Raw genomic sequence first — 12972 nt, forward strand, 5'->3', positions numbered from 1 at the left:
TGATGTCGGTGTTTTGAAAGAGATCCGCGCATACCCGACATGGCACTATGGAATACGCCGACTGGCGGCCGTCCCGGAACTCATTTACCTTTTATTGATGTGATGGCGGCGCATTGCGCGATCGGGAGGGAACATGACCGCACTCCAGAAGGTGTGGCAGCTGCTCGTCGGAAAACCGCTCGACCCGATGGATCCGCGCACGCGCCACGCGATCGCGGTGACGCCGCTGCTCGCGTGGGTCGGACTGGGCGCCGACGGCCTGTCGTCGTCGTGCTACGGCCCGGAAGAAGCGTTCCTCGCGCTTGGCCAGCACCATCCCCTTGGTCTGTTCCTCGCGCTCGCGACCGCCGCGACGGTGTTCATCATCGCGCTCGGCTACAACCAGGTGATCGAACTGTTCCCGACCGGCGGCGGCGGCTACCGCGTCGCGACCGCGCTGCTCGGGCCGAAGCCGGGGCTCGTGTCCGGCGCGGCGCTGCTGGTCGACTACGTGCTGACGGTCGCGACGTCGCTCGCGAGCGGCGTCGACGCGTTCTTCAGCCTGCTGCCCGTCAGCGCGCAGGCGTTCAAGCTGACGACCGAGGTCGTGCTGATCCTGATGATGACGGGGCTCAATTTCCGCGGCATGCGCGAATCGATCATGGTGCTGCTGCCGATCTTTCTCGGCTTCGTCGTGCTGCACTTCGCGCTGATCGTGTACGGCGTCGCGGTGCATGGCGACCATCTCGCGTCGGTCGTGCCCGACGCGGTGCACGAGGCGCACGGGATGTCGCAGTCGCTCGGCACGTTCGTGATGCTCGCGCTGCTGATGCGCGCGTTCTCGCTCGGCGGCGGTACGTACACGGGCCTCGAGGCGGTGTCGAACAACGTGAACATGCTCGCGGAACCGCGTGTGCCGAGCGGCAAGGTGACGATGTGGTACATGGCGACGTCGCTCGCGTTCACCGCGGGCGGGATCATCCTGCTGTACATGCTGTGGCACGCGAAGCCGGTCGAAGGGCAGACGCTCAACGCGGTCGTGTTCGGCAGCGTGATCGACCACATGGGCCTCGGTTCGTCGTTCGCGCGCAATGCGCTGCTCGCGGCCGTGCTCGCGTTGGAGGCGGGGCTGCTGCTGGTCGGCGCGCAGACCGGCTTTCTCGACGGCCCGGCGGTGCTGTCGAACATGGCGTCGGACTCGTGGGTGCCGCGCCACTTCCGCGACCTGTCGACGCGGCTCGTGCGGCAGAACGGGATCATCGTCGTCGGGCTGTCGAGCCTGCTGATCCTGCTGTGGACGCACGGCAACGTCGACGTGCTGGTCGTGCTGTACAGCATCAACGTGTTCCTCACGTTCAGCATGTCGCTGCTCGGCATGAGCACGTACTGGTGGCGCCAGCGTCGCAAGGACAGCAGCTGGTACAAGCATTTCTTCCTGACCACGCTCGGACTGCTCGTGACGTCGACCGTGCTCGTGATCACGCTGATCGAGAAGTTCACGGCCGGCGGCTGGCTGACGGTGCTCGTGACGAGCGCGGTGATCGCGCTGTGCTTCATGATCAACCGCCACTACGCGTACACGCGCGCGCAGCTCGCGAAGGAGGATGCGCTGTTCTCCGGTGCGCCGCCGATCGTCGACGAGGCGAAGGCCCCTGGCAAGCCCGATCCGTCGCAGCCGACCGCGGTGCTGCTGGTCGGCAAGCATCGCGGCGCGAGCATGCATGCGCTGCTGTGGGTCAACCGGCTGTTTCCCGGGCACTTCCGCAACGTGATCTTCCTCGCGGTCGGGGAGGTCGACGCGAAGGCATACGACGGGCACGAGCACCTCGAACGATTGCGGCACACGATCACCGAGGCCCTCGACTACTACGTCGCGCATTGCCGGCGCAACGGCATCGCGGCCGACTACCGGATCGCGTTCGGCACGAATCCGGTGATCGAGTTCATGAACCTGACGTCCGCGACGCTCGAGGCGTTCCCGAACAGCGTGTGTTTCGCGAGCAAGCTGATCTTCCGGCGCGTGAATTTCCTGACGGCGTGGCTGCACAATCAGACGCCGGTCGAGCTGCAGGCACGCCTGCATGTGGAAGGCAAGCAGATGGTGCTGCTGCCGATGAATGTCGGGTAGCGGGGCGGATGCTGTCGTCCGGTGCCGACTCGCCGACGCGCCGACGCGCCGAGTCCCGGGGCCGCGCACTTGAATACATCACAACGTGATATAAAATCAAAACAGGCCTTCGGGCCGTTCGAACACGATACCGGCGACGAACCGGGCGACGCTTGAAGCGCACCTTGCCGGGCGAATGCCGGGCCCAAGAGGGCCGGACCGCGCCGCGGCCTCGTGACGGGACGGCTGGAGGGCCTCGCCGCAACCGGTGGTCACGAACGCGGGCGCGGCATCCGGCATCCACGACAACGACACAAGGAACGAGCGATGATGGTGACGTTTCGTTCACCCGCTTCCCCCGCCATCGTGATGCTGCCCGATCTCGCGCAGTATCTGCTTGGGCTGGTCGGCAAGGGGCTCGACGTCAGGGGCGTGATCCTTCCCGACGACCTGCCGGCCGCCATCGCGCGCCTCGAACAGGCAATCCGGGAAGAAGACGCCCGCGAGCATGCGCATGAGCGTTCGACGCAGATGCTGCACGCGGACGAGCAACCGCTGCCGGGCGGGCTCGCGCAACGGGCATGGCCGCTGCTGGACATGATGCGCGAGGCCAGCAGGCAAGGGTGGCATGTGATGTGGGGCGTATAGGCAGCATAGGCCGCACGCGTGCACCGATACGCGTCCAGGTAGGAATGCACGGGGCACCGCGAGAATCGAACCTCCACCTCGAAGGCCGACGGTCCGTCGTCAAGTTGCGCGGCAACCGCCGGCCGTTCTTTATGCCGGCGGCATTCGTGAATCTTGCTAGCGCTGCGAGCGACGCAGATCGTTCTGCATTCCGGATCGTCGTGACGGACGCAATGCGCAGTGCGCGCGAGGGCCGCACGTGCCGGCGCCGAATCCGTGCAGACGTGACGTATCCGGCGCGAGATTGGCGAGATGCCGACGACCGGCTCACGGATGACGATGCGTGCGCGAGCGATGCGGCCGCCGCACAGGCTTGTGGTGCACCCTGTTGCGCAGCCGGTCGCGGCCATTCCGTCCGATGAAGAACAGCAGCGCCAGCGCCAGGATCGCGACAAGCACGACGGTCTGCACGATGCCGTGTTCCATGTTGCCTCCGGCAGGAATGGCTGACGAACCGGCAGCGCGTATGCCGCAAGCGCGCGATGCGGCGGCCGGGGTCAGCCCGCCGGCACGTCGGTGCCGGCGAGTGTCGTATCGATGAAGCGCTTGGCCAGCGCGATCGAGATCTTCAGCGCGTCCCTGTCGCTGCGGAACACGTGGTGTTTCGGGTCGAGCAGATGCGCTTCGTGACGCCCGCCGGCGTCGCGCCAGCGGACGACGGCCAGCGGCTGGTACAGCGCCCCGAGTTCGAGGCCTTCGCCTGCCACCGGATCGATCAATGCGCTCGCGCAGATCTCGCAATGCTGATAGATCAAGCGTAACGGTGCTTCCATTCTAGGTGCTCCTGCACGGCGCGGCGGTAACGGCGGCGTGCCGACGGTGCCCGCATGCGCGCGGACGCCGGGTGGTCGACGGACGCTTTCGTCGGAAGAATCGACAAGGCGCCAGGCGTCCCGGTCGATCGGGATCTCGCGTCGCGCGGGCGATGCTACCCCGCAGGGAACGGGGCCGCGCCGCAATTCGCGTCAGGACATCATCGGCAGCGCTTCGATCAGCGCGATACCGATCAGCGCGCCGATCGCGGCGCCGACCAGCTTCGGATGCCAGCGTTCCAGATGCAGCGCCGTCAGCAGTGCGCCGAACAGGATGATGCCCAGCAGCGCGAACGCGATGACCAGATAGCCGATTTCGAAGTCGTTGTTGATGAGCATGACGCCTCCTTGCCCGCTGCGGACGTGTCGTTTCCGACGATCCATCGGGCGTGCACGGTGAGCGAGGCCTGTCCGAATTATATATCACGACATGATATAAATCGCGACACCGGACAATCCCTCGGTCGTGCCGCGCGGCGGTGTCGGGCGCCGGGCGGACCGACGATCCGGCACGCGCGGGCGTCGCTTGACGGGTGCGGGTACGTCACACACACTGGCCTGCATGGGGACGGCATGGCGCGGTTCCCGTGCACGGCATGCCGACGCGAACCGCGCGAAGAGGATCGATGTGGCGCGTTTTAATTTCAGGCTGATCGGTTGCGCGCTGGCGTGCGCGGCGGCGTGCTGCGCAAGCGCGTCCGCGGCACCGTCCGGCGCCGATGCCGAGGCCAACATCAGCGACGAAGCGCCGGCCACGCTCGAAAGCGACGTGCACGTGTTCGTGATCCAGCACGACGGCTCGCTCGACGAGCACGACGACGCGACGCTGCGCGCGAACACCGCGAGCGGGATCGACGCGATCGCGCAGCGCTACGTGTGGTACGACAAGGACCTCGAGAAGGTCGAGCTCACCGCGGCCGAGACGATCGATCCGGACGGCGTCGCGCATCCGGCCGGCCCCGACGCGATCCGCGACGTGCAGGAGCCGCGCTCCGCCGGCGCACCGACGTTCCAGGACGGCGTGCTGCGCACCGTCGTGTTCCCGGGCGTCGAAGCCGGGTCGCGCACGCGCGTCGCGTTCCGCAAGGTGCGCACGAAGCCGCTCAATCCCGGCTATTTCGGCTACTTCGTCGAGCCGTCGCGCGAGCCGGTCGACAGCCAGCGGTTGATCTTCGACCTGCCCGCCGACATGCCGCTTCATGCCGATGCGCGCGGCTACGTCGCGCTGCCGCCGGTGACCGCGAACGGCCGCACGCGCTACGAATTCGACTACCGTCACGGCCCGTATCCGCGCATCGAGAACGGCGCGGTCGGCTATCCGACCGACGGCGACCGGCTGATGGTCTCGACGCTGCCCGACTATGCGTCGTTCGCCGCGCGCTACGGGCGCGAGGCGGCCGACCCGACCGCGCAGGATCCCGCCGTCGTGCAGCTCGCGCAGGCGCTGATCGCGAACGCGCCCGACCCGCACGATCCGTACGACAAGGCGCGCATCCTGTACGACTGGGTGCATGCGAACGTGCGCTATGTCGCGCTGTTTCTCGGCGAGACCGCGGCCGCGCCGCATCGCGTGACCGACATCCTGCGCAACCGCTACGGCGACTGCAAGGATCACGTCGCGTTGTTCGGCGCGCTGCTGGCCGCGGTCGGCATCCGTAGCGAGCCGGTCCTGCTGAATCTCGGCGCCGTCTATACGCTGCCGTCGGTGCCCGGTTACGGCGGCGGCGCGATCAATCACGCGATCACGTGGCTGCCGGACCTCGGGCTGTATGCCGACACGACGACAGGTGGCATCGCGTTCGGCTTTTTGCCGCCGATCGTGATGGACCGCCCGGCGCTGCGGGTGGACGATGGCGTGCTGGCGCGCACGCCGGCGACGCAGCCGCGCACGCGCACCGCGCGCCTGCTGATCGATGCGTCGCACATCGATGCGCAGCGCTACCAGTCGTATGTCGAGGACGGCGGCTGGACCGCCGAGCTCGAACGCACCGTGTTTCGCCGGGCGACGCACGACCAGGTGCGGCAGCTCGCCGCCGAGCGCTTGCGGCAGAGCGGGCTGCGCGGCACCGCGCAGCTCGTCACGACCGATCGCGCGGCGACGGACGGGCCGTTCGGCGTGACGATGACGGGCACGCTCGACCACGCCGTGTGGCCGGACGGCACGACCGCGGTGCCCGCGCTGTCGAGCCTGACGGGCGGCATCGCGACCCAGGTGCAAGGCTGGCTCGCGGAGCCGGTGCGCACGCAGTCGTGGGTGTGCATCGGCGGCGAGTTCAGCGAGACCGCCCAGATCGCGCTGCCGGACGATGTCGCCGTGACCGACGTGCCGGCCGATGCGGCGGTGCGCGACCGCTTTGTCGATTTCGCGTCACACTATGTGTTCGACGCGCGTGCGAACGTCGTGCAGATCACGCGGCGGCTGCGTGCGCGGTTCGGCGGGCAGGTGTGCTCGCCGGACGATTACGCGGCGATGCGCGCGTCGCTCGAACGGATCGAGCGGGATACGCAGGCGCAGATCGTCGTGCGGGCGAAGGCGCGCCGGGCGCCTGGCTGACGTGGATGCGCCCGTCCGGCGGGTGGGCGCGCAGGAGGTGAATCATGACCGAACGTGACTACGAGATCGGCGATCTCGCGAAGGAACTGCTGTGCCGGATCGTACAGGGCACCCTGGCGGCCGGCGGGACGGTGGATGCGGAACGGAGCGTGGATCTGGCAATGCAGTGCGCGACGACGCTGATCGACAAGCTCGAGGAAAGCTCGCACTGACCGTTCGCACGCGACGCGGGCGCAGGCGGCGGGTGTCACGATCAACACAAGGTATACCCGCAACACCGGAGGCGCGTCCGATGCCGGCCGAAATCCGGTACCTGCGTCCGCAGCCTGCCGGCGGGCGGGCCGTGCGTCGCGTCATTCGCCGGCAAGCGCCTTACGCGGTGTGCCGCCCGCGTCGCCGCCGGCCCGCACCGCGCCCGGCGGCCGGCCGACCACCCGCTTGAACGCGCGGCTGAACGCGGCGAGCGACCCGTAGCCGAGGCGGTACGCGACCGTCTCGATCGCTTCGCGGTCGCGCGCGATCCATTGCGCGGCAAGCCGCATCCGCAGCTCGGTCAGGTAGCGCACGGGCGTCATCCCGGTGGCCGCGAGAAACCGCTCGGCGAACACCGAGCGCGACACGCCGGCCTCGGCCGCCAGCTCGGCGACGCTCCAGTTGCGGCCCGGGTCGCGATGCAGCGCGATGATCGCGCGGCCGAGCTTCGGCTCGCGCAGCGCCTGCACCCAGCCCGTCGCGTCGCCGCATCCGCATTCGACCCAGCCGCGCACGATGAACGCGGCGACGACGTCCGCGAGCCGCGCGAGGATGCCCGCGAAGCCCGCGCGCGCGGTGCAGGACTCGCGCTCCATCGCGTCGAGCATCGGCCGGATCTCCGGATAGCGGGCGAGCAGCGTGCCGACGTGCATCACCTGCGGCATCGTCGTGACGAGCGGCTGCATGCCGCCGAGATCGAGTTCCATGCAGCCGCTGAAGATCAGCGCGTCGTCCGCGTCGACGGCGGCGCCGCACGCGTGCTTCGCAGTGTCGACCGACGCGACCGTGTCACAGATCTTCGCGGCGGCGAAGCCATCGATCGCGCGGCACGACGCGTCCGGATCGGACACGAGCGCATGCACGCCGCCGTGCGGCAGCAGGATCGCGTCGCCGGCTTCGAGCCGGACCGTCGTGCCGAGCGCATCGCGCAGCAGCACCGGCCCGCGGCCGACGAAGTGGAACTGCGCGCGGCCCGGCGCGTTGTCGAAGCGCACGCCGAACGGCCGCGCGACCTGGATGCGGCGGTACTCGACGCCGCTCAGGCGCATCCCCATCAGCAGCTCGCTGACGAGGTCGTGCACGTTGTCGGGGGCGGACAGGGGGACGGATGCGGAGACAGGATCGGCCATCGCTTTCGGACGATTGATCAAGATTTGCGGATTGTATGTCATAGACCGTCCCGACATCGTCCCTTACGATGCGCTGTCACTGGCACTCTTTTTTCTCCGAATGGAACAACGAATCAATCCAGGCGCCGCCGCCGCCGTCTCGGCGGCCGTCACGCGCGAACCGGCCTGGGGCGCGGTATTTGCGATGACGCTCGGCGTGTTCGGGCTCGTCACTGCCGAATTCCTGCCCGCGAGCCTGCTCACGCCGATGGCCGACAGCCTCGGCGTGACGGAAGGCGTCGCGGGCCAGGCGGTCACGGCGACCGCGACGGTCGCGCTCGTGACGAGCCTGCTGACCGCCGCCGCGACGCGCACGATCGACCGGCGGCGCGTGCTGCTCGTGTTCTCGGTGCTGCTGGTCGTGTCGAATCTCGCCGTCGCGTTCGCGACGAACCTCACGACGATCCTGATCGGCCGCGTGCTGCTCGGGGTCGCGCTCGGCGGTTTCTGGACGATGGCGACGGCCACCGCGATGCGGCTCGTGCCGGCGGCGATGGTGCCGCGCGCGCTGTCGATCATCTTCAGCGGGGTGGCGGTCGCGACGATCGCCGCCGCGCCGCTCGGCAGCTATTTCGGTCACCTGATCGGCTGGCGCAACGTGTTCCTGGTCGCGTCCCTGCTGGGCGTCGGTGCGTTCGCGTCGCAGGTCGCGACGCTGCCGAGCATGGCGCCGTCCGGCACGACGCGGCTGCGCACGCTGGTCGACGTGCTGCGGCGCCCGACGGTCGGCCTCGGGATGTTCGCCACGACGCTCGTGTTCACCGGGCATTTCGCGTTCTTCACATATCTGCGGCCGTTTCTCGAACAGGTTGCCGGTGTCGGCGTGAACGGGCTGTCGGCGATCCTGCTCGGCTACGGCATCGCGAACTTCGTCGGTACGTCGCTCGCCGGCCGCGTGCTCGAGCACCGGCTGCGGCCGATGCTGATCGCGATGCCCGCGGCAATGGTCGTGCTCGGCATTGCGCTCGTCGCGCTCGGGCGCGCGCCGATGATCGACGCGGTACTGGTCGCGCTATGGGGCATGGCGTTCGGCGGCGTGCCGGTCGCGTGGTCGACGTGGGTCACGCGCACGGTGCCCGATGAGGCCGAGAGTGCGGGCGGCCTGATCGTCGCGGCGGTTCAGCTCGCGATTGCGACGGGCGCGGCGGCGGGCGGCGTGGTGTTCGACGCGAACGGCGCGGCGGGCGTGTTCATCGGCGCGGCGGTCGTGCTGGCCGTCGCGGTCGCGACGATCGTGTCGGGGGTGCCGACGCGGGCGGAGGCGGCGTCGTAGCAGCGCAGACGCCGGGCCCCGGCGCTGCTTGCGCATTCAGGCGTCCGGCGCATGAAACCCGGGCAGCCCGGGAATGTGCTCGGCCATGAATTGCAGGAACACGCGTGCCCGCAGCGGCTGGTAGCGGCGCGACGGCGAGATCAGGTGGACCGGATGCGGCTGCATCTGCCATCCGGGCAGCAGCCGGACCAGCCGGCCCGCGTCGATCAGGTCCTGCACCAGCCATGCCGGCGCACTGCCTACGCCGATCCCGGCGAGAAAGCACTCGCGCAGCGCCGGCGAGCTGTTGACGCGGTATCGTCCCGCGGCCGGCATGACGATTCTCTCGGCCCCTTTGCTGAATTCGAGCCGGCTGCCGACCACGTGGCGCGCATAACCGACGTGCTGATGCGCGAGCAAGTCTTCCGGCCTGCGGATCCGGCGCGTGCGTTTCACGTAGTCGGGCGTCGCGACCAGCACGCGCGGCGACCACGCGACATATCGCGCAACCGCGTGCGGCGGGAGTTCGTTGCCGAGGCGGATCGCGACGTCGATGCCTTCCTCGACGAGATCGACGATGCGATCGGTCAGGTTCAGCTCGACTTCGATCTCGGGATAGGCCGCGAGGAACGCGAGCACGAGCGCGTTGAGACGGAGCTCGCCGAGCCCCATCGGCGCGCTGACGGTCAGCAGGCCGACCGGCCGCTGCGCCTGGCCGCGCACGTCGGCCACCGCATCGTCGTACGCTTCGAGCATCTGCTTGCAGCGCTCGTAGAAGCGCCGGCCTTCTTCCGTCGGCGTCAGGCTCGTCGTCGTCCTTTGCAGCAGCCGGACACCGAGCTGCTTCTCCATCGCGGAGATGACCTTGCTCATCGTCGGCTGGCCGATCTGTTCTTCGCGGGCAACCGCCGAGAAACTGCCCAGCTCGACGGCACGCGTGTACAGCCACATCGATTGAAGCGAGTCCAAGTCATTCCCCCTTGGCATAGGCGATATGCGATTTTCGTGCATTCCATCCGGATTTGGAATGACGTAACGTGCGATCACCTCAACTTCCTTCGACGAGTACACCATGCAATCTGTCACGCAATCGACCCTCGACGGCGCTCATGTCGTCGTATTCGGCGGGAGCTCCGGCATCGGTCTTGCGGCCGCCAAAGCGGCCAAGGCGCGCGGCGCCGACGTCACGCTCGTCGGACGCACGCCCGCGAAACTCGACGCGGCAGCGCAATCGATCGGCGGCGCGCGCACGGCAGTCGCCGACATTGCCGACCGACGCGCGGTGGAAGCGGTGTTCGGCGCGATGACTCGCGTCGATCATCTGGTCATTACCGCAGGCAGCTTCGTCGCCGGCAAGCTGGCCGATTCGGATCCCGAACGACTGATTGCCACCGTGCACGAGCGCATCGCGGGGCCGGTCTACGCGATCCGGGCCGCGTTGCCGCTGATGCCGCCGACCGCGTCGATCGTGCTGACGAGCGGACAGCTTGCCGATCGTCCGTCGGGGCAGGGCACGTCGGTGATCGCGGCGGCGGTCAGCGCCGTCGAAACGCTGGCCCGGTCGCTCGCGCTCGAGCTCAAGCCGATTCGGGTCAACGTCGTTTCGCCGGGCCTTGTGAATACGCCGCTGTTCGATGCGTTCGGTCCGGAAGGGCGCGATGCGTTGTTCGCTCACGCGGCGGCGACATTGCCGGGCGGCCGCGCAGGGGAACCGGACGAAATCGGCGACGCAATCGCGTTCCTGCTGGGCAACCGCTATACGAATGCCGAAGTGCTGCATGTCGACGGCGGCGGGCGCTTCGCCTGAAGCCGTCCCGTCATTCCGTACCGCTATGCGCCGCCGCCGTCATGCCGAAGCGGCGCGCTCTTCAGCACGAGCGCCATCAACTGCCGCCGCGACTCGACCCCGAGCTTCGCGAACGCCCGCTTCGCATAGGTGTCGACCGTCGACGGCTTGAGCCCCATCGATTGGGCGATCGCCGGCGTCGTCATGCCCTGGATGAACGACGAGCACACGTGCATCTCGCGCGACGTCAGCTTGCCGTGCGAATTCGGCAGCCACTGCGCGAGCAGGCTGTTGTCCGACATGTCCTGCCCGCCGTCGTCGAGCGAGATCGAGCCGAGCAGCCGCTTGTGGGCCGCCGCGAGCGGCAGCACCACGTGCGCGAGCTGCTTCAGCAGGCTCAGCTCCTTCAGCGAGAACGGCGGCAGGCGCCGCGAGCGCGCCATCGACAGCGAATAGCGCGTGCCGTTCGTCACGCCCGCCACCACGCACTCGTCGTGAATGTCCCCGATGTCGAAAAACTGCTGGCGCAGTTCGCGCGTGACCTTCTGTGCGGAAACCTGCAGCAGCTGCATGTCGCGCTCGCCGCCGATGCTGTCGTACGTCGCGTCCTCGCTCGCGTAGCTGCGGTAGTAGTGGCGCATCACCTGTGAAACGAGCTCGGGCTCGCGGCCGAAGCTTCCTATCCAACCGACGCTGCGCTGCCCGGATGGCGCGAGCCTTCCGGCGAGCCGCTCGTAGTCGACGTGCACGGCATCGAAATCCGCATAGCGCACGAGGCTTTCGTACACGGCCTGCATGAACTGCGGCGTGCCGACCGCCTGCGCGACGTCGCCGAGCGTCTCCGTCACGAATGCGACCTGACTGAGCTGGAGATCGGGGGAAGAGGGCGCGGAATTCATGACATCGGTGTGGGCGGGGTTCGGGTGGCGCTACAGGTATCACGAAAAATTTCACGTGCCTACACGGGAATCCACCCAAACGGCCGTCTGGGACGACGACACTTGTCCTTCCTTTCCGGGACAGACGGTGCGGACTGCGATCCCTAAAGTACCTCACACGCTTGCATCACACGACGAACCTGCCTGCCGGCCGCCTCCGTATCGGCCGGAGCAGCCGGTTCACCTCACAGGAGATTTCCCATGCGTGCCCGTCTTCGCCGCTGCGCGGTCATCCGCACCGTACTCGCCACTTCGGCCGGCCTCGCGTTCGCGGCGAGCCAGCCCGTCCACGCCGGCGACACCAACCTGAACGTTTACAACTGGTCGCTGTACATCGCCAATGACACGGTGCCGAACTTCCAGAAGCAGACCGGCATCAAGGTCCGTTACGACAGCTACGACAGCGACGACACGCTGCAGACCAAGCTGCTCGCCGGCAGCTCGGGCTACGACATCGTCGTGCCGACGTCGAACTATCTCGCGCAGCAGATCCAGGCCGGCGTGTACCAGAAGCTCGACAAGTCGAAGCTGCCGAACCTCGCGAACCTCGACCCGGCGCTGATGAAAATGCTCGCGAAGTCCGATCCCGGCAACCAGTACGGTGTGCCGTGGGCATGGGGCACGACCGGGGTCGCCTACAACGTCGAGGCGGTCAGGAAGCGGCTCGGCGACAAAGCGCCGACCGACAGCTGGGCGTTGCTGTTCGATCCGGAGAACGTATCGAAGCTGAAGGGCTGCGGCGTGTCGCTGCTCGATGCGCCGGATGCGGCGTTCGCGGCGGCGCTGCAGTACCTGGGTAAGGACGCGAACAGCAAGAATCCGGCCGACTATCAGGCCGCGTACGACGTGCTGAAGAAGATCCGCCCGTACGTCACGCAGTTCAGCTCGGCGGGCTATGGCGACGATCTCGCGAACAACGACGTGTGCGTGGCGCTCGGCTGGTCGGGCGACGTCAGCGTGGCGCGGCGGCGCGCGCAGGACGCGAAGCGCATGTACGAGATCCGGTACGTGAATCCGAAGGAAGGCGGCCTGCTGTGGTTCGACGTGATGGCGATCCCGAAGGATGCCCCGAATCCGGAGGCGGCGCTGAAATGGATCAACTACATCGAGGACCCGAAGACCAACGCGGCCATTACCAACGAAATCTTCTATCCGACCGGAAACAAGGCCGCGCGTGCGTTCGTGACGCCGGCGATCGCGCAGGATCCGGGCGTCTACCTGTCCGACAGCGTGATCGCGAAGATGGCGCTCGCGATGCCGCGAAGTGCCGAGATCGCGCGAATGCAGAACCGCCTGTGGCTGCAGTTGAAGTCGGGCGGTTGACGGAGCCGGTCATGAACCACACCCTGCTCGATACGCCGGCTGCGGCCGGCGCCCGCCACGGCGACCGGGGTGCGCACGACGCGTTCGTGCGCATCGAAAACGTCGTGAAGCAG

Annotated in this window: 13 protein-coding genes; 7 read left to right on the plus strand and 6 right to left on the minus strand. The window is 68.0% G+C overall.

Annotation, left to right across the window (positions count from 1 at the left end; translation table 11 throughout):
• The first annotated feature begins 133 nt into the window (after positions 1-133).
• A complete protein-coding gene (locus ACV229_RS24835; protein WP_448085748.1) occupies positions 134-2107 on the plus strand; it encodes an APC family permease in 1974 nt (657 codons plus the stop codon).
• Positions 2108-2413: 306 nt separating this feature from the next.
• On the plus strand, positions 2414-2734 hold the full coding sequence (locus ACV229_RS24840; RefSeq protein ID WP_448085749.1) for a DUF1840 domain-containing protein: 321 nt from the start codon (positions 2414-2416) through the stop codon (positions 2732-2734).
• A gap of 306 nt (positions 2735-3040) precedes the next feature.
• Here ACV229_RS24840 and ACV229_RS24845 read toward each other — a convergent pair whose 3' ends face one another.
• The 3 genes from ACV229_RS24845 to ACV229_RS24855 all read right to left on the minus strand — a co-directional run bounded on the left by ACV229_RS24845 (position 3041) and on the right by ACV229_RS24855 (position 3924).
• On the minus strand, positions 3041-3199 hold the full coding sequence (locus tag ACV229_RS24845; RefSeq protein WP_448085750.1) for a hypothetical protein: 159 nt from the start codon (positions 3197-3199) through the stop codon (positions 3041-3043).
• A 71-nt stretch (positions 3200-3270) separates the two neighbouring features.
• On the minus strand, positions 3271-3546 hold the full coding sequence (locus ACV229_RS24850; protein WP_448085751.1) for a hypothetical protein: 276 nt from the start codon (positions 3544-3546) through the stop codon (positions 3271-3273).
• Positions 3547-3738: 192 nt separating this feature from the next.
• Positions 3739-3924 carry a hypothetical protein gene (locus ACV229_RS24855; RefSeq protein WP_448085752.1) on the minus strand — a complete coding sequence of 62 codons (186 nt, stop codon included), beginning with the start codon at positions 3922-3924 and terminating at the stop codon, positions 3739-3741.
• Between the two features lie 223 nt (positions 3925-4147).
• Here ACV229_RS24855 and ACV229_RS24860 point away from each other — a divergent pair, with 223 nt between their 5' ends.
• Entirely contained in the window at positions 4148-6139 is a 1992-nt protein-coding gene (locus ACV229_RS24860) for a DUF3857 domain-containing transglutaminase family protein (RefSeq protein WP_448085753.1), read from the plus strand.
• A gap of 44 nt (positions 6140-6183) precedes the next feature.
• Complete coding sequence (locus tag ACV229_RS24865; protein WP_448085754.1) at positions 6184-6351, plus strand: hypothetical protein; 168 nt, start codon at positions 6184-6186, stop codon at positions 6349-6351.
• Positions 6352-6492: 141 nt separating this feature from the next.
• Here ACV229_RS24865 and ACV229_RS24870 read toward each other — a convergent pair whose 3' ends face one another.
• Complete coding sequence (locus ACV229_RS24870) at positions 6493-7563, minus strand: AraC family transcriptional regulator (RefSeq protein ID WP_448085755.1); 1071 nt, start codon at positions 7561-7563, stop codon at positions 6493-6495.
• A gap of 58 nt (positions 7564-7621) precedes the next feature.
• On the opposite strand from ACV229_RS24870, the gene ACV229_RS24875 reads away from it, so the two are divergent.
• On the plus strand, positions 7622-8833 hold the full coding sequence (locus tag ACV229_RS24875) for an MFS transporter (protein ID WP_448085756.1): 1212 nt from the start codon (positions 7622-7624) through the stop codon (positions 8831-8833).
• A 36-nt stretch (positions 8834-8869) separates the two neighbouring features.
• On the opposite strand, the gene ACV229_RS24880 is transcribed toward ACV229_RS24875, so the two are convergent.
• Complete coding sequence (locus ACV229_RS24880) at positions 8870-9781, minus strand: LysR family transcriptional regulator (RefSeq protein ID WP_448085757.1); 912 nt, start codon at positions 9779-9781, stop codon at positions 8870-8872.
• Between the two features lie 103 nt (positions 9782-9884).
• Between ACV229_RS24880 and ACV229_RS24885 the strand changes: the two genes are divergently transcribed.
• On the plus strand, positions 9885-10619 hold the full coding sequence (locus ACV229_RS24885; RefSeq protein WP_448085758.1) for an SDR family oxidoreductase: 735 nt from the start codon (positions 9885-9887) through the stop codon (positions 10617-10619).
• A gap of 23 nt (positions 10620-10642) precedes the next feature.
• Here the strand turns inward: ACV229_RS24885 and ACV229_RS24890 are convergent, their stop codons facing one another.
• Complete coding sequence (locus ACV229_RS24890) at positions 10643-11497, minus strand: helix-turn-helix transcriptional regulator (protein ID WP_448085759.1); 855 nt, start codon at positions 11495-11497, stop codon at positions 10643-10645.
• A 240-nt stretch (positions 11498-11737) separates the two neighbouring features.
• Here ACV229_RS24890 and ACV229_RS24895 point away from each other — a divergent pair, with 240 nt between their 5' ends.
• Complete coding sequence (locus ACV229_RS24895) at positions 11738-12859, plus strand: polyamine ABC transporter substrate-binding protein (RefSeq protein ID WP_448085760.1); 1122 nt, start codon at positions 11738-11740, stop codon at positions 12857-12859.
• The last annotated feature ends 113 nt before the right edge of the window (positions 12860-12972 follow it).

The organism is Burkholderia sp. MR1-5-21 (assembly GCF_053427715.1).